At 62.6% G+C, this 22,091-nt stretch carries 19 protein-coding genes, 2 tRNA genes and 1 pseudogene; 16 read left to right on the plus strand and 6 right to left on the minus strand.

Annotated features, from left to right (window positions below; all coding sequences use genetic code 11):
* The 9 genes and pseudogenes from NZN28_RS06815 to NZN28_RS06855 form a co-directional block, all read left to right on the plus strand.
* Nucleotides 1-290, plus strand: a pseudogene (locus NZN28_RS06815) (coproporphyrinogen III oxidase family protein); the annotation flags it as partial.
* 461 nt (nucleotides 291-751) lie between these two features.
* Nucleotides 752-825: transfer RNA gene (locus tag NZN28_RS06820), tRNA-Gln, on the plus strand.
* A 101-nt stretch (nucleotides 826-926) separates the two neighbouring features.
* Nucleotides 927-1,319 carry a response regulator gene (locus NZN28_RS06825; protein ID WP_295396493.1) on the plus strand — a complete coding sequence of 131 codons (393 nt, stop codon included), beginning with the start codon at nucleotides 927-929 and terminating at the stop codon, nucleotides 1,317-1,319.
* 101 nt (nucleotides 1,320-1,420) lie between these two features.
* On the plus strand, nucleotides 1,421-3,652 hold the full coding sequence (locus tag NZN28_RS06830; protein ID WP_295396494.1) for a transglycosylase domain-containing protein: 2,232 nt from the start codon (nucleotides 1,421-1,423) through the stop codon (nucleotides 3,650-3,652).
* A gap of 101 nt (nucleotides 3,653-3,753) precedes the next feature.
* A complete protein-coding gene (locus tag NZN28_RS06835) occupies nucleotides 3,754-5,196 on the plus strand; it encodes a tetratricopeptide repeat protein (protein ID WP_295396496.1) in 1,443 nt (480 codons plus the stop codon).
* Nucleotides 5,197-5,205: 9 nt separating this feature from the next.
* Entirely contained in the window at nucleotides 5,206-6,087 is an 882-nt protein-coding gene (locus NZN28_RS06840) for an SPOR domain-containing protein (protein ID WP_295396498.1), read from the plus strand.
* A gap of 22 nt (nucleotides 6,088-6,109) precedes the next feature.
* Nucleotides 6,110-6,751, plus strand: a complete 642-nt coding sequence (locus NZN28_RS06845; protein WP_295396500.1) for a redox-sensing transcriptional repressor Rex — start codon at nucleotides 6,110-6,112, stop codon at nucleotides 6,749-6,751.
* On the plus strand, nucleotides 6,748-7,146 hold the full coding sequence (locus NZN28_RS06850; RefSeq protein WP_295396502.1) for a hypothetical protein: 399 nt from the start codon (nucleotides 6,748-6,750) through the stop codon (nucleotides 7,144-7,146). Before NZN28_RS06845 ends, NZN28_RS06850 begins: the two co-directional genes overlap by 4 nt.
* A 77-nt stretch (nucleotides 7,147-7,223) precedes the next feature.
* On the plus strand, nucleotides 7,224-8,183 hold the full coding sequence (locus tag NZN28_RS06855) for a polyprenyl synthetase family protein (RefSeq protein ID WP_295396503.1): 960 nt from the start codon (nucleotides 7,224-7,226) through the stop codon (nucleotides 8,181-8,183).
* A 296-nt stretch (nucleotides 8,184-8,479) separates the two neighbouring features.
* On the opposite strand, the gene NZN28_RS06860 is transcribed toward NZN28_RS06855, so the two are convergent.
* Nucleotides 8,480-8,839: an acyl-CoA thioesterase gene (locus NZN28_RS06860; protein WP_295396505.1), complete on the minus strand. Its 360-nt coding sequence runs from the start codon at nucleotides 8,837-8,839 to the stop codon at nucleotides 8,480-8,482.
* A 318-nt stretch (nucleotides 8,840-9,157) separates the two neighbouring features.
* On the opposite strand from NZN28_RS06860, the gene NZN28_RS06865 reads away from it, so the two are divergent.
* The 3 genes from NZN28_RS06865 (at nucleotide 9,158) to NZN28_RS06875 (ending at nucleotide 13,149) form a co-directional block, all read left to right on the plus strand.
* On the plus strand, nucleotides 9,158-10,432 hold the full coding sequence (locus NZN28_RS06865) for a Glu/Leu/Phe/Val dehydrogenase (RefSeq protein ID WP_295396506.1): 1,275 nt from the start codon (nucleotides 9,158-9,160) through the stop codon (nucleotides 10,430-10,432).
* Nucleotides 10,433-10,497: 65 nt separating this feature from the next.
* Nucleotides 10,498-11,775 carry a Glu/Leu/Phe/Val dehydrogenase gene (locus tag NZN28_RS06870; protein ID WP_295396507.1) on the plus strand — a complete coding sequence of 426 codons (1,278 nt, stop codon included), beginning with the start codon at nucleotides 10,498-10,500 and terminating at the stop codon, nucleotides 11,773-11,775.
* Nucleotides 11,776-12,054: 279 nt separating this feature from the next.
* Entirely contained in the window at nucleotides 12,055-13,149 is a 1,095-nt protein-coding gene (locus NZN28_RS06875; RefSeq protein ID WP_295396509.1) for an anhydro-N-acetylmuramic acid kinase, read from the plus strand.
* 513 nt (nucleotides 13,150-13,662) lie between these two features.
* Here the strand turns inward: NZN28_RS06875 and NZN28_RS06880 are convergent.
* From NZN28_RS06880 to NZN28_RS06895, 4 genes are all read right to left on the minus strand, one after another.
* Nucleotides 13,663-13,739: transfer RNA gene (locus NZN28_RS06880), tRNA-Ile, on the minus strand.
* Between the two features lie 38 nt (nucleotides 13,740-13,777).
* Nucleotides 13,778-14,284 (minus strand): DNA cytosine methyltransferase, encoded by a 507-nt coding sequence (locus NZN28_RS06885; RefSeq protein WP_295396511.1) that lies wholly within the window; start codon nucleotides 14,282-14,284, stop codon nucleotides 13,778-13,780.
* A gap of 178 nt (nucleotides 14,285-14,462) precedes the next feature.
* A complete protein-coding gene (locus tag NZN28_RS06890; protein ID WP_295396513.1) occupies nucleotides 14,463-15,206 on the minus strand; it encodes an ABC transporter ATP-binding protein in 744 nt (247 codons plus the stop codon).
* Nucleotides 15,207-15,282: 76 nt separating this feature from the next.
* Entirely contained in the window at nucleotides 15,283-16,599 is a 1,317-nt protein-coding gene (locus tag NZN28_RS06895; RefSeq protein WP_295396516.1) for a S41 family peptidase, read from the minus strand.
* Nucleotides 16,600-16,854: 255 nt separating this feature from the next.
* Here NZN28_RS06895 and ftsE point away from each other — a divergent pair, with 255 nt between their 5' ends.
* Together ftsE and raiA are read left to right on the plus strand one after the other, a co-directional pair.
* A complete protein-coding gene (ftsE, locus tag NZN28_RS06900) occupies nucleotides 16,855-17,541 on the plus strand; it encodes a cell division ATP-binding protein FtsE (protein WP_295396519.1) in 687 nt (228 codons plus the stop codon).
* Nucleotides 17,542-17,720: 179 nt separating this feature from the next.
* A complete protein-coding gene (gene raiA / locus NZN28_RS06905) occupies nucleotides 17,721-18,272 on the plus strand; it encodes a ribosome-associated translation inhibitor RaiA (protein ID WP_295396522.1) in 552 nt (183 codons plus the stop codon).
* Between the two features lie 202 nt (nucleotides 18,273-18,474).
* Here raiA and NZN28_RS06910 read toward each other — a convergent pair whose 3' ends face one another.
* A complete protein-coding gene (locus NZN28_RS06910; protein WP_295396525.1) occupies nucleotides 18,475-20,124 on the minus strand; it encodes a glycosyltransferase in 1,650 nt (549 codons plus the stop codon).
* A gap of 308 nt (nucleotides 20,125-20,432) precedes the next feature.
* Between NZN28_RS06910 and argJ the strand changes: the two genes are divergently transcribed.
* Nucleotides 20,433-21,575, plus strand: a complete 1,143-nt coding sequence (gene argJ, locus NZN28_RS06915; RefSeq protein ID WP_295396527.1) for a bifunctional glutamate N-acetyltransferase/amino-acid acetyltransferase ArgJ — start codon at nucleotides 20,433-20,435, stop codon at nucleotides 21,573-21,575.
* 54 nt (nucleotides 21,576-21,629) lie between these two features.
* Nucleotides 21,630-22,091, plus strand: a complete 462-nt coding sequence (locus tag NZN28_RS06920) for a hypothetical protein (RefSeq protein ID WP_295396529.1) — start codon at nucleotides 21,630-21,632, stop codon at nucleotides 22,089-22,091.

Genomic DNA, 22,091 nt, shown 5'->3' on the forward strand with positions numbered 1-22,091 from the left:
CCGGGGAAGCGCCCACGGTGGAGGAGATTAGCCCCCTCGAGCACGCCAAAGAAGCCCTCATGCTGGGGCTGCGGCTGGGCAAGGGGGTGGATGTACGCGAGATTGAGCGGCGCACCGGGCTGGAGCTTTGGTTGTCCCTCGAGCCCACGCTGAGCCGACTGGTTTCACAGGGTCGGCTCAAGGTCATCGGTCAACGCCTGCGGGCGCCCGACCTGAACACCCTGCACCACCTTGTTCTGCAAATCTGGGATGCATTAGAAACCACAGCCAGCACCAGGACACCCGGCTGAGAACCTCAAGGTCGTTTTCCCGGCCCACCTTCGCCGGTCAGGCTCGTGGCAATCGTGCAACCGCAGCTTGCGGGAACCAGAGAAAACTACGACTCCCCAAGTGACCATTCAGCTCATACACCGTCCGCCAAACCCACTTTTCTCAGGGCAACACAACGAGTGGAGGTGGAAAGAGGCTAGGTAGCAGGTCTTGGAACCCGACCAAAAACCCCTGTTTTCCGCCCCACCACTCCCATATTGCAAAGTTTTCCAGACCCGGTACCGCCGGAGGGCATGACTCTCCGCAAAGCCCGACCTGATCACCTGAGCGGAAAAGCGCCTCTGAGCAGCAGGGGTAGCACATTGAGTGACCTTGGGTGCCTGGGTTTGACACTTTTCGACCGGCCCCCTAAAATACCGTTTGCTGTCCTGCGGCTTTCGCACCCTTTATGGACAGGCGAAACGCCCTGAGTGCCTCACGCTGGGGCATCGTCTAATGGCAGGACAACGGTCTTTGGAACCGTCGGTCGTGGTTCGAGTCCACGTGCCCCAGCCACCAAACCCTCCGCGTTCTGTGCGGAGGGCTTTTATGTTTGATCGGCCAGTGTGACATTTGGGCGTTATCTTTCGGCCTAGGTCTGCTACTATCTAGGCAATATGGCGGAAGCAGTGCAGAGTAACAAAATTTTGGTTGTCACCTCGAGCCTGACCCTTCGGGCCTTACTCGAGCTGGCCATCGAGGAGCAGGGTGTTGAGGCACAATTCTTCGAGAAAGCCCAGGAGGGTCTGGACTTTCTTAAGGTGCATACACCCCGGGCGATTGTCCTCGATGATGCAATTGAAATAGACCCCTTTTCGATCGCTTCCCGCCTAAAAATGAGCCGGCGCCTGCGAGAAGTACCGGTGGTGCTCTTTATTGGCGACAGCGACGATCGCACCAAACTGACTGCCGAGTTTGCCCGGGTGGAACATGTCCTTTCCAAGCCCGTGGATCGAAAGGCATTTTCCAACATCCTGCGGAACCTTCCTCAGCAACAACCCAGCGTTTGAGGGGTTCCTGAAGATACATAACGCTGCCAGCATTCCCCAAGCAATTTTCGTCCCAACCGGCATTACAAACGCTCCAATCTGCGACTGGTACACTAAAGCCCGTGCGAAGATTGTTCCAGATTGTACGGGTTGTTTTGGTTGCCGGATTCCTGGGAGCACTGGGAGCAGCAGGGTATGTGGCCTGGCTGCTTTTGCGCGACCTGCCCAGCCTCGAGGCCCTCGACGACCTTCGCTTCACCGCGACCTCAACCTTTTATACCCGCGATGGCATCCCCATCGCCGACCTGGCCTCGGTGGAAGACGGGCGGGCCATCGCACGGCAACTGGTTCGCCTGAGCGAGGTTTCGCCCGCGGCCGCCGTTGCGGTGGTGGTCTCGGAGGATCAGCGCTTCTTCAAACACTACGGCATAGACTTCATCCGCCTGTTTGTGGGGCTGTATTACTACCTGCGCGGCGATTTGCTTGGGGGCTCGACCATTACCACCCAGGTGGTCAAAAATACGCTGCTGCGCGACCTGGCTTTCGAACGCCGGAGCATCAGCGGCCTCGAGCGCAAGCTCAAGGAGTTTCCCCTGGCCATCCAGATTGAGCGGCGCTACTCTAAAGAAGAAATCCTGGAAATGTACCTCAATGTGGTGCCCTGGGGGGGTAACGCCCAGGGGATCTGGGCCGCCGCTCAGGCCTATTTTGGCAAAGAGCCCTCCGAACTCAACCTGGCCGAAGGAGCCTACCTGGCCATACTGCTGCCGGCCCCCAACCCCCGGTATCTGGACTACCCCTCGACACGCCGTCGGATGAGGGTTTTGCTCAACAACATGGTGTCCGAGGGCTGGATTACCGAGGCCGATGCCGAAGCGGCCTGGCGCTACAAGTTGGCCCCCAAGGGCTGGGAGGTGGCCTACGACGACAACGGCAACCTGAAAAGCGCCAAACTGATAGACCCCAGCGTGCGCATCGTGCCCGAGCGCAACGTGCGCCTTGCGCCGTATTTTGTCTACGAGGTTCAGCGCTATCTGAAGGAAAAGATTGGCGCCGACAAACTGCGCGAACAGGGGGGTCTGCGCATCATTACCACCCTCGACCTCAAGATGCAGACCGCAGCCGAAAAGGCGGTGGTGGGTCGTCGTCTGCCCGACCAGGCCCAGCTTGCGCTGGTAGGCCTCGAGCCCAACTCAGGCGAGGTCCTGGCAATGGTCGGGGCCCGCCCCGGCACAGAAGGTGAGTTCAACCGAGCAACCCAGGCCTGGCGCAGCCCTGGTTCGGCCATCAAGCCTTTCACCTACGGTGTCGCCCTCGAGGCTGGATGGACCCAGGCCACCACCGTGCGCGATTCCCCCGTGGAATACCCCACCCCCCGGGGTGTTTGGCGACCCAAAAATTTCGATGGACGCTACCTCGACCGTCCGGTCAGTATCCGCTACGCCCTGGACCGCTCTCTCAACCTACCCGCAATTCGCACCGCCGAGGCCATCGGGGTGCAGCGCCTGGGCGATAAACTGCGGGCTGCGGGCTTCCGCCTGACCGGCAACATGGCCGTACTGGCCAATGCCATTGGCGGAGGGGCCGATATCACGCCAATCGGACTGGCCGCGGCCTATGCCAGCTTCGTGAATGGGGGCTACTGGGTCGAGCCGCGCCTGGTTTTGAGGGTGGAAGACAACAATGGCCGGGTGATTTACCAGCCCGAAACCAAAAAAGTCCTGCTTTGGACTCCGCAAGTGGCCTACCAGATCTGGGATATGCTCAAGGGGTACGTCAACGATGTTCCCCCGGGCTTCCGCAGCAGCCTGGCCTGGGAGGCCCGCATTCCTGGCCGCATTGTGGGGGGCAAGACCGGAACCAGCGACGATGCCATTGACCTGTGGTTTGCTGGAGCGACCCGGGGGCTCGTGGCCACGCTCTGGGTAGGCCGTGACGACCACAAACCGCAGCGCATGGGTGGTATTGAGCCCAGCAGTTCGCTGGTTAACCCACCCATCTGGCGTGACTTTGTGGAACAAGCCCTCCGGGGCCGCCCTGCCGGAGATTTTCCCCAACCTTCCGGGCTGGTTCTGGCCAAATTCGACCTGCTGACCGGCAACGATAGCTCGACCGGGGTAACCGCGCTCTTCCCCGCCCGTCAGGTGCAACGTACCCAGGCGGTCGTGCTGGACACCCCGCCCCAGCCTACCTATATCTCGCGCCCTGGCCCGGCAGTGGCCAGTACCAACGCCTATCAAACCATCGCAGTGGATCGGCTCACCAACTGTCTGGCTTCTGTGCAGACCCCAACCGAACGGGTGGTCTGGCTTCAGGTACCGGATAGCCGCGTTGGCGATTACCAGTGCAACTAGCGCTGAGAGAATGGGCCTATCCCTAGTGCATTTGCCGCTTGTGCCGTTTCTTCACGTGTTACAATGGGCGGCAAGATGAGGATTAACCTGAAGGAGACGCTATGAAACAACTCTTGTGCGCGGCGCTTCTGGTTCTTTCACTGGGTTGGGCGCAACAAAGTTCGCCCGCCCCGGCTGTTCAGCAGACGCTGCAACAGGCCCAGGCGGCCCTCGAGGCCGGGCGCCTTAACGAAGCAGTGCAGGGCTTTGAGGCGGTCATAGCCCGGGACTTCTCGAACTACAGCGCTCACTTTGGGCTGGGTCTGGCCCTGTACCGCCTGGGCGACCTGCGGGGGGCAGCCTTCGAGTTCACCCAGCTCACCGCTCTCGATCCCAACCGTTTTGAGGGGTGGTTCAACCTGGGGGTGGTGCGAGACCGCCAGGGCCAAGCCGCCGAGGCTGCCCAGGCCTTTGCCAAAGCAATCGAGGTGGGTGAGAAAGCCAACCTGAGTGTGGCCGAGCTAAAGCCCGCGTATATAGGCCAGGTCAAGGCCCTGCGCACCCAGGGGCAGCACGAAGCCGCCGCAAGTGCCGCCCGCAAGGGCCTGGAAAAGGCCCGCGGCGACGCCGAGCTGACCTCGCTGCTGGCCGATAGCCTGGTCAGGGCCAACAAACCCCTGGAAGCCCTGCCGGTGCTCTACCAGATCCTGGGCAACGACCCCGCCAACGCCCAGGCCATCTCGCAGATTGCCGACATCTACATCGCCCAGGGGCTGCCTTTGCGGGCTTTGCGGGAGATTGACCGGGGGCTCGAGGCCACCAAAGACAACTCGGCGCGGGCCCAGTTGCTTTTGAAGAAGTCCACCCTGCAACAAGGCCGGGAGCAACAAGCCTCTTTGCAAGAAGCGACCCGCCTGGACCCCAAACTATGGACCGCTCACTACAACCTGGGGGTAGCCCGCCTGCGCGATGGCAACTCCAGGGGGGCTTTGGAGTCCTTCCAGAGCGCCTATGCCCAGAACCCCGATGAGCCCAAGGTGCTCCTGGGGCTGGCCACGGCGTACGACCGCCTGGGCCAGGCTGCCGAGTCGGGCCGCTTCGCCACGATGGCCGCCAAAGCCAGCCAGGGGGCCGATAAGCTAGACGCCTTGTTCCTGCAGGGTAAGGCCTCGTACACCTTGCGCCGCTATGCCGAGGCCGTCGAGACCCTCTCGCAGGTAACCCAACAAAAACCCGACTACGCCGAGGCCTGGTTCTTCCTGGGGGTTTCCCAGTTCAACCTGAAAGACTATGCCGCGGCGGCCGAATCGCTGGAAAAAGCCCAGGCCCTGGCCCCCAGTGCCTCCACTGCGGCCAACCTGGGCGCGGCTTTGTACTCTGCCGGCAAATACTCGGATGCAGAGCGGGTGCTCTCGCAGGCGGTGGCCCTGGATGGCCGCAACTCGGTGGCGTGGTACAACCTGGGCCTCACCCTGCGCTCGCTGGGCCGGCTGGCCGAAGCCCGGCGGGCCTGGCAGCGCTCTGCAGACCTGGGTTACGCGCCCGCTCGTGAGCTGTTGCGGTAGATTGGTGGCATGGGTTGGCTTAGAACAAACTGGCTCGATGCGCTAATCTTCCTGCTGGTTGCGGCCATTATGGCGGGTGTGGTGCTATTTTTGACCGGGGTTAATCCGTTTTCCGGCTCGAAGGGGGAGGCTCTGCCCCCTTCGCCTGCGCCCTTGCAGGCCCAGCCCTCGAGCCCTGCACCTGCGCCAGAGCCGACGCCCCAGCCGGTTCCCGTGGCCCCGACGCCCAGGCCCCAAACCCCGCCAAAACCCGCCCCACAGCCGGAACCTGAAACCGTGGTCACGGTGCTTCCGGTTCCGCAGGCGCCCGCCAGCAAACCGGTTCCTGCGCCCCCCAAGGTGGAGGAACCTCAGCCGCAACCGGCCCAGCCCGAGAGGGCCCGCCCTGCGCCCGCTCCAAGACCTGAGCACCCAGCCCTGACCGCCGATGTGGGGGGAAGCTGGCGGGTCATGGTGGGCTCTTTTGGCAACCGCGAAAACGCCGAGCGCCTGGCCTCAACCCTGCGGCGACAGGGCTATCCGGTGCACCTCGAGGTTTCGGGTGAGCTCACCCGGGTCTGGGTCGGGCCTTACAGCAGTCAGGCTCGAGCCCGTGCCATTGCAAACACCCTGAGTCAGTACCAGCCGCAGGTGACCCGGACTGCGGCCCGTGAGCCCGAAGTCCCCCAAGCCGAACCTGCACCCAGCGCCAGCCGATTCCTTCAGGTAGGGGCTTTCCGCAGCGCCCAGAGCGCCCAGGCGGTGGTCGAAACGGTGCGGCAGGCGGGTTATCCGGTGGAGCTGGTCGAGGAGGGCGGCCTGGTCAAGGTGCGGGTAGGCCCCCTCGACGATGCCCCGGCGGCGGCTGCGGCCCTGCGGGCGCGGGGCCTCGAGGTTCTGGAGGTTCGTTAGATGTCCCCAACAGGAGTTTTGTATGGCTAAAGTACCCAGCGCGGCTATCTCCCGCCTGGTCACCTACCTGCGGATTCTGGAAGACCTCGAGGCTCGAGGCATCAACCGCACCTCCTCCGAACAACTCGCCGAGGAAGCCCAGGTTACGGCTTTCCAGGTCCGCAAAGACCTCTCGTACTTTGGCAGCTATGGCACCCGGGGGGTAGGCTACACGGTGCAGATTTTGCGCCGGGAGCTGCGGCAAATACTGGGCCTGAACCGCCGTTGGGGGCTTTGTATTGTGGGCATGGGGCGGCTGGGTCAGGCCATCGCCGATTATCCGGGTTTCAGTGAAATCTTCGAGTTGAAGGGCCTTTTCGACCGCGACCCGGCCAAGGTGACCACCACCTTCCGGGGGCTTCAGGTCGAGAGCATGGACAACCTGCCCCGCGCTGTGGCCGAAAGGCGCATAGAGTTCGGCCTTCTGGCAGTGCCTGCTGATTCGGCCCAGGCTGTGGCCAATCGTCTGGTAGAGTCTGGGATAAAGGGCATCCTGAACTTTGCCCCGGCGGTTCTGGAGGTGCCCAAAGAAGTGGCAGTGGAGAACGTGGACTTCCTGGCCGGGCTCAGCAGGCTCTCGTTCTTCGTGCTCAACCCCAAGTGGAGAGAGGAGATGATTGGATGAAAAATTGGATCGCCTTAGTGGTGGCCGCGTTTGCGCTGGCGGGTTGCAGCAACTTTGTCACCGATTTTGGCATTCCCAGCGTGCGCTTTAGCACCAAGTCCTTTGGCCCGACCTCAAGCGGCTACACCATCGAACTGGAGGTGCAACCCTATCTGGGTAGCCCCTCGGGGCAGATTTCACGCATCCTTTTGTCGGGGCCTCCCGGCCAGCTGACCGGTCTCAGTGTCCCGGAGTGCCTGCCACCGACGGCTGCGGATGACTGCCCCAAACTTCCCTTGACCCTGAACTTTTCGGCCAACCCTGGAACCTTGTCTGTCACCGGTTACGAAGCCCTGAGCCTGAATGGCACCGTGCGCACGGTGACCTTGCCTGCACCACACCTAATCAACCCCTGAGCCCCTCAGGCTGGGCTTGACCTTGGTGTGGGGAGCCGACCTACTGTTTTTGGAGTCGTTTTGAATATCATAGGGTCATGAGCATCAAGGACTTCACCTCGGCCCTCGAGTTTCAGCTAGAAGCATTCGAGGAGCGCCTGCGGACGGTGGTGCAGTCGGAGGTGGAGTTCATCCGGCTCATTGAGGAAGACCTGGTCACCGCCGGGGGCAAGCGGGTGCGGCCCCGGCTGGTGTTTCTGGCCAGCAACGCGCTGGGAGGGGTTCCGCACGCAATGGAACTGGCCCTGGCCGTCGAGCTGCTGCACTCGGCCTCGCTGCTGCACGACGATCTGGTGGACGATGCCGAGACCCGGCGCGGCAGGGAAGCGGCCTTTCGCAAGTACGGCAACGCGGTCTCGGTGCTGTCGGGCGACTACCTGCTCTCGAGGCTGATGGCTTTGCTGGCCCAGACCGGGCGGATGGAGCTGGTGGCGATGTTCGCCGAAACCGCCCGGCAGCTTTCCGAGGCCGAGGTCTTGCAGTTCCAGGTGGCTGCCCTTCACGACTACTCCCTGGAAAACTACGAGCGCATCATAGACGGCAAGACGGCCTCGGTGATGCGGGTGGCCTGTGAAGGGGCGGCGGTGCTGGGCGATGCACCGGTGGAAGTGCGGGCGGCCCTGGCCCGCTTTGGCTCCTTGTATGGGCAGGCCTTCCAGATGCGCGACGACTACCTGGACCTGATGGGCACGGCAGCGCTACTGGGCAAGCCGGCGGGTGGCGATGTACGAGAGGGCAAGGTCACGCGCATCACCTTGCGTCTTCTGGAGGCCTACCCCGAAGAGGTGGAGGCCATCTTCAAGCGCCGGGCCGGCGAACCCGGCGATATTGCCCGCTTGCAAGAGCTGGCTGTGCGATCGGGGGCCGACCTCGAGGTGACCCAGGCCATTGCGACCCGGGTCGAGCAGGCCATTGCGGCTTTGCGTGTGCTGCCCCACTCCAGCTACCGCGATGAGCTCGAGGCCCTGGCCCGCCGTGAGCTGGTACGGGTAAAGTAGCGGCACCCATCAAGCATCTCGCAATGCCTGTACGAACAAAAAAGACCCTCCTCCCACCGCCTGTGCTCACCTTGTGTACGGTTCAAAGCCGCTTCTACACCTGAAGTTGTACCAGGGCCAGCCGAATCTTTCCATCGGCGCCTGAAAGCGCTTCAGGTAGGCCCAGCCCGGCGAAATTATCGCGCTCTTCACAGGCCCATCTAGGCGGCCACTGTTCTGTCCAGAGCAAAGCTTTCTCGAAGTCGAATGGCCCAGTAAATGTGGAGAGCACTCAAAAACAAAGGGCGCCCACGCCCCTACCCATCTACCGGCGTAGGCTTGCCGGACTCGTCCACCGCCACGTAGGTGAGATTGCCTTTGGTGGCCAGCATCCGGGGTTCGCGCAGGTTTTCACGGTAGACCTCGACCTCCACCGTGAGCGAGGTGCGGCCCACTTTGACGACCGTGGCCACGACCTCGAGCAGGTCACCAACCTTGATGGGCACCTCGAAAACCACCTCACCCACCCGCACCGTCACACAGCGTTTGCGGGCCCGGCGGATGGCCGCATACGAGCCTACCTTGTCCATTAGGCCCAGCACAAAACCCCCGAAGGCATTGCCCCCTGGGTTGGCGTGTTCGGGAAAGACCAGTTCTAGGGTGCGGGCTTCGCTCATACCATCACCGCTCCCAGCCTACTGGTTGACCGCAGGGGTCGGCAATGTGCTCAAAGCCGAGCCTTGGGCTTGATTCCAGTACAGTTCAACCCCCGGCGTGGTTTCGCTCCTACCGCCTGAAGCGAGGGGCCCCAACACCGGCGGGGATTGAGAACAGGCTTTTTGGGAAGCAGGTTGAGGATTCCTGAAGAGCGCTCGAGCCCCTTCGTTTCTTCCCCGACCGGCCTCCAGGTATACTCATGGGCGTCAAAAACAGGGTCAAACGCCCATGCGGGCTATGACACAATGGCCCCAGATGTCAGCAACGGAGGTTCGCAAATGCCGCTCAGAAACACCTACCGCCCCCCAGGAGACGCAAGCCTGTGGGATAGTTTTTTGCGCCGCCTCGAGTCCACCATCAAGGTCGCCAGGATTCACCCGGCCACCATCGAGTACCTGACCCACCCCAAGCGTTCGGTGGGGGTTTCGCTACCGGTGGTGATGGACGATGGAAGCGTGCGCAACTTCACCGCCTACCGGGTAATTCACAACATTGCTCGGGGGCCTGCTTTGGGGGGGGTGCGCTACCACCCGGAGGTCGGTTTGGGCCAGACCTGCGGTATGGCCGCCTGGATGACCCTCAAATCCGCCGTGTTTGGCCTGCCCTTTGGGGGGTCGGCGGGCGGGGTGGTGGTTGACCCGGACAAGCTCTCGAGGCGCGAGCTCGAGCGGGTCTCGCGCCGCTACGTGACCGAGCTCATCGAGCTGATTGGCCCCGACGAGGACGTGCTGGCCCCCGACCTGGGCACCAACGAGACCGTGATGGCCTGGTTTCAGGACACCTTCACCATGTCCAGAGGCCAGACCACCCTCAGCGCCGTAACCGGCAAACCCACGCAGCTAGGGGGCGTGGCCGTCCGGGACGAAGGGGGTGGGCAGGGGCTGGTCTACGTGCTCTCCGACCTGGCGCAGGTATTTGGATGGCCCGTGGTGGGCGCCAGTGTGGCTATTCAGGGCTTTGGCCAGGTGGGCAGTGCGGTGGCCCGCTACGCGGTTCGGGAAGGGCTGCGGGTGGTGGCGGTTTCGACCAGCCGGGGCGGGGTGTACAACCCCGAGGGCCTGGATGTGGCGGCCCTCGAGCAGCACTACGCCGAACGGGGCCACCTGGAAGGCTTCCCCGGCGGCCAGCCTATCACCAATCACGAACTCCTGACGCTGAAAGTGAACTACCTGGTTCCTGCCGCCGTAGAGGGCGTGATAAACGAGCGCAACGCCCGGCAAATTGCAGCCCAGGTGGTGCTCGAGGGGGCCAACGGGGCCATCACCCCGGAGGCCGAATACCTGTTGAAGCTGCAGGGAATCCAGATTGTGCCGGACATCCTGGCGAATGGCGGGGGTCTGGTGCTTTCGTACCTCGAATGGGTACAAGACCTTTCGATGCTCTTTTTTGAAGAAGGGGAAGTGCAGCAGAAGCTGAGGGAATTTGTCCACCAGAGCCTGCAGGCGGTGCTCGAGCGGGCCAAACCCCTCCAGGGCGACCTGCGGGCGGGGGCCTATGCCCTCGCGCTCGAGCGCATCAACGAGGCCAGCCGCCTGCGCGGGGTGTACCCCTGAACCAAAGGCGTCTGGCCGCCACACATCCTCATCGGCCCTAAGTGGTTTGCTTCGTGGAGGAAAGCATGAAATCGGAACCTCTTTCTTACCTTTGCAACGACAACATCGGCCCCTGGGAGATTTACCTGGCCCAGGTTGACCGCGTCACGCCCTATTTGGGCAAGCTGGCCTTCTGGGTTGAAGACCTCAAACGACCCCAGCGCATTTTGGTGGTGGATGTGCCCATCCAGATGGACGACGGCTCGGTAGCCCACTTCGAGGGCTACCGGGTTCACCACAACACCTTCCGCGGCCCGGCCAAAGGGGGCATCCGCTACCACCAGGACGTGACCCTCTCCGAGGTGATGGCGCTCTCGGCCTGGATGACCATCAAGAACGCGGCGGTAGGCCTGCCGTACGGGGGTGGCAAAGGGGGCATCCGGGTAGACCCTCGCAAACTCAGTCCCGGCGAGGTTGAACGCCTGACCCGCCGGTATACCTCCGAAATCGGCATCATCATCGGCCCCGACAAGGACATTCCCGCCCCGGATATGGGCACCGGCGCCCGCGAGATGGCCTGGATGATGGACACCTACTCCATGAACGTGGGTCGCACCGCGCCGGGGGTGGTGACCGGCAAGCCCATCTCGGTGGGGGGTTCGCTGGGGCGGCAGGATGCCACCGGGCGAGGGGTGTTCGTGACGGCAGCGGTGGCGGCTGAGAAACTGGGCCTTCCGGTTGAGGGCAGCCGGGTGGTGGTACAGGGTTTCGGCAACGTGGGCAATGCTGCGGCCCGCATCTTCCACGACCACGGGGCCAAAATTGTGGCGGTCTCGGATGTGACCGGGGCCATCCGCAACGACGCCGGTATAGACCCCTACGACCTGACCCAGTACCTGCGTCAGATGGGGGGCATCAAGGGCTACCCCAAAGCCGAGGCCATTCCCGCCGGCGAGCTGCTGACCACCCCCTGCGAATTTCTGGTGCCGGCGGCGCTCGAGAAGCAGATTACCGAAGCCAACGCCTGGAAGGTTCAGTGCAAAATCATCGCCGAGGGGGCCAACGGCCCCACCACCCCCGCCGCCGACGACATCTTCAACGAACGGGGTATCCTGGTGATTCCCGATGTGATTGCCAACGCCGGCGGCGTGACGGTCAGCTACTTCGAGTGGGTGCAGGACTTCAACAGCTTCTTCTGGACCGAGGAGGAAATCAACGCCCGGCTCGAGCGTCTCATGCGGCAGTCGTTCGAGGCAGTCTGGCAGGTGGCCCAGGACAAAAAGGTCTCGCTTCGCACAGCGGCTTACATCGTAGCGGCGACCCGCGTGTTGGAGGCCCGGTCGCTGCGCGGATTGTACCCCTGAGGGTCGGGCGCAGGGCGGTGCAGATGCCGCTGCGGCGAGACCTGCACCAGATGAACGGAACGGGCCGGTGGGCTTCCTGAGCCTCATCCAGCCTGGGCTGACCTGGGGCGCTCTTCACGTATTTTGGGCCATTCAAGTTCGAGAAAGCCTGGTTCTGAACAGAACGGTGGCCGCCTGGAAACTCGAAAACATGCGTCTCGGCCCAGACGCAACGCATGCTTGTCCCTTCTCGTTTTCGTGGGCTGAACTTTCCGCTTGATTCGGGGTAAAGTGACGAAGATGCGCGTTTTAGGCCTGATGTCCGGCACCTCGGTTGACGCTTTAGACCTGGTGCTGGCCGAGCTGGAGGGGCAGCCTCCAAAGCTCGGCTGGCGGGTGCTCGAGCACCGAGAAGCCCCCTTTCCAGCCGAACTGCGGGCCCAGATTATCCGCTGCCTGAAGTCGCAGGCCCTGACCCGCGAGGTGGCCCTGTTGCATCACGCCCTGGGGCGTTTTTATGCCGAGGCCGCAGCCCCCTTCAAAGGCCGGGTGGAGCTGGCGGCCTCCCACGGACAAACCGTCTGGCACGAACCCCCCCAGGCCACCTTTCAGCTTGGCGAACCGGCCTACCTTGCCGAGGCGCTGGAAGTGCCGGTGGTCTCCGATTTCCGCCCTTCGGATCTGGCCTTGGGCGGGGAGGCGGCCCCCTTTGTGCCCTACCCCGACCTGTTGCTCTACGGAGAAAAGGGCGTCAATCGCGCCATTCACAATATCGGCGGCATCTCCAACCTGACCTACCTGCCCGCCGATTTGAACCCCGAACATGTCCTGGCCTTTGATACCGGCCCGGGCAACGCCCTGCTCGACGAGGCGGCGGCCCGCCTCGGGCTCCGGCAGGACTCAGGCGGGCGAATTGCGGCCTCGAGCCAGGCCGACCCCTTGCTGGTAGAGCGCTGGCTCAACCACCCATACTTTGAGCGCAAGCCGCCCAAATCCACAGGCCGTGAAATCTGGAACCTGGAGATGCTGGACGAGGATGCAGCCCTACCCCCGGCCAGCCTGCTCGCGACCCTGACCGAATTCACCGCCCGCTCCATTGCCAGAGCCTACCAGGACTTCGTACTCCCCCTCGGCCTGGACGAAATCTGGGTGGCCGGTGGAGGGGCCTACAACACCACCCTGATGCAACACCTCAGGTCGCATTTACCGGTGCCGGTGCATACCTTCGAGGAAAAGGGCCTCGACTCCAAGCACCGCGAGGCGCTTTGCTTTGCGGTGTTGGGGTATCTTCGGTATCTGGAGCTACCCAACGTTCTCAAACAGACCACAGGGGCCTGCAGGCAGGCCATTGCGGGTAAAATCACCCTGCCATCCACATACCGGAAAACGACCTGAGCCGGATGCAGGCTTCAATTCCAGCTTTGGGCGCACAACCAACTTTCAACCGTGCCCCAGGTGGGCGTGGCTGGACGGAGGTGGCTTGCGGGTTTCCAACATCGCTGGCCTAGCCCTATCCCCCGATTTCTATCGCGCTCTTCACAGAGGTGGCCGCCCACGAAAACGAGAAGGGACAAGCATGCGTTGCGTCTGGGCCGAGATGCATGTTTTCGAGTTTCCAGGCGGCCATTGTTCTGTACAGGACAAAGCTTTCTTATAGTCGAACGGCCCTGAATATGTGAAGAGCGCTCTCCATCATGCGAAGCGTTCAAGCCAGTTTGGTATGAGCGAGGGGGGGCAAGCTACTCGGGCCGACCCAACTGCGTAACGGTCGGGGTTGCTGCCTCATGTTTCATTGGTTCGGTGCGAATCCCACGCTTGGGCTGGCCCGCGTTGGGTGAAAAGCAGATGGACTCGAGCGCCAGCAAAACGTTCGGGCCTCCCCTATTCCGGGGGTTGCTGTGGAGAAGCTGGTGGGCCGTGCAGGACTTGAACCCGCGACCTGGCGATTATGAGTCGCTTGCTCTGACCAACTGAGCTAACGGCCCCCAAGCAGCGCTTAGTTTAGCGGGTTTGCCGGTTTTGCTCAACGAGGGGGTGGGGGGTGTTTGTCCTGGCCGGTGAGCTGGTCCTCGAGCTCGCCGATATAGGCAGCCAGGGTGTTACCGGCCTTCTCGATGTCCTCGCGCAGCTCCTGCTCTACCCGGTCTATGCGCTCCATCACGGCCTGAAGTTTGGCCTCGAGTCCAGCCGGGCTCTGGGCCCGGAGGCCCTCAAGCTCCCCCTCCAGCCATTTCTTGAGCTCGGAAAAACGGCTGGCCTCGGCCTCGTCGGCCAGCTTGCGGGTGGAAAGCAGCTCGCGGGCATACTTCTTCACCTCCAGCAGGGCGGCGGTCTCGAGGCCCACCGTGTACAGGAAGTAAACCACCACCAGCACCGCCATGATGGAAAGCATCACCACGCCAAACGGGGCGGTGACCTGGGTAAACAAGAGCGATAGCGTTTTTTCCTCAGTAAACACCGCCCAGTTGCGCCAGGCAAACAGGGCCATCGCCACTATCAGAACCAACAGGAAAATGTTGCGCCCCCGCATCTCTAGCCTCGTACGGGATTATATCTGTTCTTACAAACCAGGCCTCAGCTGTAACAGGGTGCAGGCCCCTCCCCCATCGGGTTTGGCCGGTATGGCACAAACCGCAGCTCGGGATGGCCCAGCACCCCTTTCCGGATGGCTACTGGGTACGCCTCATGGCTGCAAAGTTGCAAGGGGGCTAGACCAGCACCGGGTCGGGGTCGCTGGCGTCCTCGGTCAGGCGCAGGAAGAACTCCTCGAGGTCGGCAGAGCCGTGCTGGTGCAGAAGTTCTTTGGGCGAACCCAACGCCAGCAGGCGGCCCCGGTGGACCAGGGCCACCCGGTCGGCCACCTGTTCGGCCAGGTGCAGCTGGTGGGTGGCGTACAGCACCGCACGCCCATCCTTGGAGTAGTCGTGGAGCAGGTCTTTGACCAGCCGGGTGGCGTGGGGGTCGAGGCCCACCATCGGCTCGTCCAGAATGAGCGCCTGGGGGGCGTGCAGCAGGCTCAGGGCCAGCGAAAGCTTTTGCCGCATCCCATGGGAATAGGTTTCGATGAGCGAGGACGCAAAGCGGTCCAGACGAAACTGCACCAGAAGCTCCTCGATGCGGGCCTCGGCGCGGGCACGGGGAAGCCGGTAAACCCCGGCAGCAAAGCGCAGGAGCTCGAGGCCCGACAGCTTGCCGTACAGGTAGGGCCGGTCGGGCACGTAGCCAAACTGGGCCTTGGCCCGCACCGGGTCTTTCCAAACATCCACCCCGTTGACCAGCGCCCGGCCCCGGCTGGGTCGCAACAGGCCCACCAGCGCCTTGATGGTGGTGCTTTTGCCGGCCCCGTTGGGCCCCAGGAGGGCCAGGGTCTCGCCGGGGCGCACCTCGAGGTTCAGACCGTCCAGGGCCACAAAGGGGCCGTAGCGCTTGCTGAGGTCTTCGAGCCGAATCATGGTCACCATTCCAGCCTAAGGCCAGGGGCCCGAAGCCGCAGTGCAAAATCCGCTCTCCACGACGGGCTCAGGCTGCTTACCGTAGCTCCTCCAGGGCCCGGCGGAGAATGGCGTCCTTGTTCAGGTCTACCTCGGCCTGGCCGCGCTCGGCGGGCAGGTTCACCGCGGGGCGGGGCTGGCTAAAGCTAAATTTGCCCTTCTCATCGGCTTTGGTCGTAAAGGTCTGGCCGCCGATGCTGATGGTCACGGTCTCGCCCGGCTTGGCCCCGGTGCCCTCGAAGGCCACCGGCACCTCGAAGCGGGTGTCTTTGACCTCGATGTCGGGCTTGATGCCCTGCTTGTTGATGCCCCGGCGCTTGGGGGTGAGCCACTCGAAGGTGACCAGGGTCAGGTCGCCCCCGTTGGGCAGGTCAATCACATTCTGCCCCACGCCCTTGCCAAACGAGGTCTCGCCAATCACCTTGGCCCGCCCGGTGTCCTGCATGGCCCCCGCCACAATCTCCGAGGCCGAGGCCGAGTTGCCGTTGATGAGCACCACCATCGGGCCGCTCCAGTTGACCTGTCCGTTGGCGTCGCAGTAAAGCCGGGTTTCGTTGCGGGTGCGGGTGTAGACGATGGGCCCCTCGCGGATGAAGGCCCGCGCCACCTGGCAGCCCTGATCCAGCAGACCGCCCCCGTTGTCACGCAGGTCGAAGACCAGCTTTTGCACACCCCGCTGCTTCATTTCGTTGAGGGCTGCGTTGAGCTGGTCAATCACCCGCACATTTCCAAAGGTCTCCAGCGCAATATAGCCCACGTTGCCGGGCAGGATGGTTTTGGAAACCGAGATAATCTCGACCCTCTGGCGAATCATCTCGAAGCGCAGGATGGTGTTGGTGCCATCGCGGCGAATGCCCACGGTCACCTTGGTGTTCTGGGGGCCTCTGATTTTGGCCACAATCTCGTTGAGGTCGAGTTTGGTCATGTCCTCGCCGTTGACCTCGACAATCACGTCGCCTGCGCGGATGCCCGCGTTGAAAGCAGGCAGGCCGCGGATCACCCCCTGCACCCTGGCGCCGCCGCCGTTTTCGTTGGGGGCCAGGGTCGCGCCAATGCCGAAGAACTCACCCTGCACATCCTGGTTGCGCAGGCTGGCCCGTTGGGGGGGGGAGTAGCTGGTAAACTCGTCGTCCAGAGCACCCAGCATGCCGCGGATGCCGCCCTCCAGCACACGGTTGAGCTTGTCGGGCTCGAGGCGCGTCAGATACTGATTTTGGATGAGCTGAAAGGTCTGTATGAGGGCCTGTCCGTTGGGGTTGCGGCTGAAGGCCTCCGCGGCGCCTCCGGACAGTTGGGCATAGACCAGGGCGGCCAGAATGCCACCCACCACAATCAACCAGGCTCTGCGCTTCATGGTTTCATTCACCTAAGAAGACAGTGTAGCGGCAATGGATGAGAGCGAAGTGTTCATTGAGGGACAAAGCAATAGCCAAAAGCCCCAGGCCGAACGCTGAAGGCGAGCGGGTGAGCCGGCTGAATTTTTCGACTTTTGCGCCCCTTTTGACCCTCGCTCTCCCAATGAGCCGAGCGCGAAGGTCATCCGGACTATTGACCCGAGACCTGCGGCTTTTTGAATGCCGCTGGCCGCTTTGTTGTAGGCTGAGTACCGATGATTCACTTCCACCGGGTGACGCTCGAGTACCCCCGCACCCAGACCAAAGCCCTGTTTGACCTGAACCTGGAAGTCAAAAAAGGCGAGTTTGTTTTTTTGGTGGGGCATTCAGGGGCCGGCAAATCGAGCCTGCTCAACCTGATTCTGAAGCGCCTCGAGCCCACCTCGGGGGCGGTGTATTTTGCCGGCGAAAACCTCAAGGCCCTGCGCGGCGACCGGATTGCCCTGCATCGTCGCCGGATTGGGGTGGTGTTTCAGGACCACCGCTTGCTGAAGGACATGACGGTGGAGGAAAACCTGCTGTTCACCCTGCGCGTCCTGGGGGTGCCCAGGACCGAGTGGGATACCCGCACCACCCGCGTGCTGCGCCAGGTGGGCATTGTCCACAAAAAACGGGCCTACCCCGAGGAGCTTTCGGTGGGCGAGGCCCAGAGGGTAGCCATTGCGCGGGCCCTGGTGGGCGACCCACAGGTCTTGCTGGCCGATGAACCAACCGGCAACCTCGACCCGGCCAACGCGCTGGCGGTGCTGGAAATTTTCAAGTCGGTGCACGCTCGAGGGGCCACCGTGCTGATGGCCACCCACTCCCGCGACCTGGTGGAAGCCTATCCGCAGCGGGTGGTGGTGCTCAAGGCCGGGCAGCTCGTGCGCGACGAACGGGAGGGTCGCTACAGCCTGGTCTAGGTGTTGGACATATATCCCTCATGGGGGAGTGATAGTATGTAGGCACCAGGCTAGAAGGGCATTTTGAAAGCCCAAACCCCCGTTTCGGGAACCTTAACCGGTGGAGGTTTCCGGGTTGCCTTCACCACCCCCGAAACCCCGCCTGGAAACCCAACCCGGGTTGTGATTGGAGGGCGAGCATGAACGTCTACAAGCTGGTGGGTCGTCAAATCGAGATTACCGAGGCCCTCAAGAACTACCTGGACAAAAAAATGGCCCGCTTGGATCGGCACTTCGAGGACAACGCGGAAGCTCGAGTGGTGCTTTCGATGGCCCAGGGGCCGCGGGTCGAGCGCAAGGCCAAGGCCGAGATTCAGGTCAATGTGCCGGGGGGCATGGTGCGGGTGGAAGAATCCGACCCCGATATGTACGCGGCCATAGACCGTTCGATTGACCGCCTCGAGTACCAGCTCAAGCGCTACAAGGAACGGCACTTCCAGCGAACCCGTCAGCCGGTTGCCGCACCCGTGACGGCAGGCCTGGGTGAGACCGAGCTCGAGGAAGAAGCCGCACCGCGCATCGTTCGCACCAAGCGCTTCCACATGAAACCCATGACCCCCGAGGACGCGGCCTTTGAAATGGAGGCCCTGGGCCACGATTTCTTCGTGTTCCGCAACGCCGAAACCGAGCAGATCAACGTCATCTACCGCCGCCGCGACGGCAACTACGGCCTGATAGAGCCGACCGCGTAGTCAGGGCAACACCCGGAGGCCGCCCCCAGGAGCGGCCTCCTGTTCGCACATCGGCACAGCACAGGCTCGAGCAGGGCGGTGTGCGGGCTTGCCCTTCGAAAACTAGGGCCCCTGAGGGGCTTGGTGTCAGTGGGTGTCTTCGGAATCGCAAGACTCGCCCACTCTTTTCGGATCACACAAAACTTCAGACGTTGGCAACGTTTTAGAACATGGTATCGGTCAGGACGGTAGGGTTTTTTTCCTGGGTCAGCTGCTCTTGCTTGCGCCGGTGCAGGTCGCGGGGGTAGTAGGTGGGGTTGTTGAGGGCCTGGGTTTGCTTGGCAACCGTGGCTGCCATCTTAGTCCAGCGCAACTCGGCCAGTCGCTTGCGCAGGGTCTGCTCGCTGATGAAGTTCTCGGCAACCAGAATCTCCCCCAGCCTTGGGCGATAGATGCCGTAGCTTTGCATCTGCAGGGCCTGGGCTAGCTGGGGCGCAGGAATGTCGTTGTAGAAAAGGAGCTGATCGCCCAGGCGTAGCCGGTGGGCCTCGAGGTAGGCTTCACCCATGTACGTGGGCCTCGCCGTGGACGACTTCTTGTGGGTCAAGCCCCGCAAAATCCAGTGCAAAGGAAAGCCGGGCGGCAGCCAGGAAGCCTTGAGGGCCATCTGGGGGCCATACAGGGCACGGACAGCCTGGACGCGCATGGCCCAGCGGAACAGCAAAATGGCGCCAAGCAGGGTAAGCAAGCCCACCACCACTGGATTGTGGGCCCCAGGCCAGCCAAAGAGCTGGGCCAGAAGGGCGTAGGCGAAGGTAGGCCAACCCACCAGATGGGCCAGGTTGAGCAGGACAGGGGTATGCCTGCTGGGCAGGAGCGCTCGAGCTTCCTCCCCCTTGGGGCGACCGAGCAGCAGTCCCATCAGTCGCCGGCCCAGCCCGAATGTCCAGGAGGTCTTGATTCGGCCAATGCTGCTATGGGGGCCCAACAACTGCTGCACCGTGACCATTTCGCGATAGGCTTGACCCTGGTCGTCCATGCGCCAGATGAATTGCAGGTGCTGGTGAACCGGCAGGCCGATGCGCCAGAGCCTCAGGGCGGGGTCGAAATCGGGGGCGTCGGGCCGGTTGCTGAAGACGTTGCCGTCGCTGGCCATCTCGGGCAGAAGCTCGCGGCGCAGGGCAAACCCGGAGGATGCGTTGGGCACAAAAACCCCCAGTTGCTCCCGCAGCGGCAGGTGCCGACGCTGTGCTTCGGCAGAGTCGGCCACGAAGCCGGCCTCCAGCCAGCCTTTCCAAAAACTGCCCTGGGCCGGCAGCAAGCATACGGGCAACTGCACGGCGGGGTATTTGCGCAGCAGGGTGCTGTAGAGCTTGAAGGCGTAGGGATGAATCACATCGTCGGGGCTGTGCAGGGCCACCGCCTCAAAGCGAAGCCGATTGTGCCGCTCGAAGCGCTCCAGGTAAGCGTACATAAAGTTCAGCAACTGGCCTCTCGGCAGGGGGCCGGGTTGGTTGCAAACCACCACGTGCACGTTGACGAACTCCTGGGAAAGCGCCTCGGCTGCCTCGAGGGTTCGGGGGTCGTTGGGGTGGACGCCCACGAAAAAATCGAGGTGCAGGGGCGAGTAGTTGGTGTAGCCCAGGGTCGCCCGGAGCATGGGGCCAAGGTTCTGGGCGTCCTGCCAGGTCGGCAGCAACACCGCCAGCCGCTGGGGTCGGTCGGCCTCGAGTTCTTCGGGGGTCAGCGACTGGTTTCCCAGCTTGCGGAAGCGCAGTAGATAGGCCAGGTCGAAAACCAAATCATCCCAGATAACCCGTGCGTACACCAACAGTATGCCCAACACCCACACTGCAAACCACGCTTCACCCATGATGCCTCCACCCGTACAAGGGCGATGGTCGAGCCAAATGATGCTCTACAACCCTCAATCACCGTCATGGTAGCCGAGAAAAACCCGTTGTGCACGAAAAGTAGCGGTTTAACGCCCACTTTATGCCCCTGTAACGTAGTCCTTGCGGTCAGGTGGTTGGGGGGGAGATTCACCAAGACCGGTCACAGCAGGAGCTTTTTGGGCGCGGGTGCCGGACTGCTACAGAAGGGGCCGTTTCCCCACAGCCCATGTGGTGTTTGAAGGTACACAATTTCCCAAATCGGTGAACGGAAGGATATGCTGCTGGCATGCAACTACCCATCGGTTTTCGTGCAGGTGCCACCCAGGCTGGTATCAAACCCTCGGGCAAGCCCGATCTGGCCCTTTTGGTTTCGGGAACCCCATGCCACTGGGCCTTTGTGGGCACTTTGAACAAAGCCGCCGCTCCTTGTGTATTGCGGGGCCGTGAGCTTCTGGCAAAAGGCCAGCCCCTGCAAGCCATTGTGGTCAATGCAGGCAACGCCAACTGCGCCACCGGCCCACAGGGTTTCTGGGCCGACCGGAGGATGGCCGAACTGGCCGCAACCCAGCAACATCTGGCTCCAGAGGCTGTTCTGACCGGTTCCACCGGGGTCATTGGGCAGCCCTTACCGGTGGAGAAAGTGGAAGCAGGCCTGCCGAACATTCGCTTGGGTCTGGAGGTTGACCCTTTCATGGAGGCCATCATGACCACCGACCTGGTGCCCAAGATGGCCGAAGCCACCCTAAGCAGTGGGGCCCGGGTGGTGGGCGTGTGCAAGGGCAGCGGCATGATTGCCCCCAACATGGCCACCATGCTGGCCTACATCGTCTCCGATGCCGAGGTTTCCCAGGAAGAGCTGCGCCGGGGCTGGCAGGGGGTGGTGGACCGGAGCTTCAATCAGGTTACGGTGGACACCGACACCTCCACCAACGACATGGCCGTGCTGATGACCAACGGGGCGGCAGGGCCGGTTGACCTGGGCGAGTTCTGGCAGGCGGTGGAGCAGGTGTGCGTGGAGCTGGCCCGCAAGCTGGCCCGCGACGGCGAGGGCGCTACCAAACTGCTCACCGTGAAGGTAACCGGGGCTGCCAGTGATGCGGAAGCCCGCAAAGCCGCGCTCTCGGTGGCGGCCAGCCCCTTGTGGAAAAGCGCCGTCTACGGCAACGACCCCAACTGGGGCCGGGTCATGATGGCGCTGGGAAAAGCAGGGGTGGCGCTCGAGCCGGACAGGGTATGCATCACCCTGCAAGGCATTCCCCTATACGCGGGCCAGGTACTGGACTTCGACCGAGCTCGAGCCAGCCAGGCCATGCAAGCCGAAGAGGTGCAGGTAGAAGCCGACCTGGGGCTGGGCCCGGGCCAGGGAATGGCCTGGGGATGCGACCTGACCGAGGGCTACGTGCGGATTAATGCGCTATATACCACCTAGACTGAGGCAAAAATATCGCAACGGTGCTAGACTACGCTTGGAGGTGAGCTAAAAATGAAACGCCTGGTACCCCTGGTTTTCTTGTTCGCGGTGATGTTTGGTTCTCTGGGTAAAGCTCAGTCGGATGGTTTTGGCCTCTACTCGGGCTTTCCGACCTGGATCGGTGTGCAGTACCAGGTAAGCAACTTGCGTGTGGGGGGAGGTCTCGCGTTTGCAGGGCTTGGAGCTGGGGCCGACTACATGATCTTAGAGCAGGCCATTCCTGCCGCGCCGGGCTTTACTCTGAGCTGGTATGCCGGTGCGGGGGTTTCGGCGGGCTTCTGGACGGTTCTTGGCAACTCTGGCATTTATATCTTCCCCCATGGCCTGGCGGGTATCGAATACGCTTTCCCCGGACAGCCCTTCAGCGTCTATGGGGAGGGCCAGATTGGTTTTGGCATTGGTACCGGTGCACTGAGTGGCGTGCTGGGTGGGTTTGATTACAACATCCGGGCAGGGCTAATTTTTAGACCCTGA

Source organism: Meiothermus sp. (assembly GCF_025056915.1).
GTDB lineage: Bacteria > Deinococcota > Deinococci > Deinococcales > Thermaceae > Meiothermus.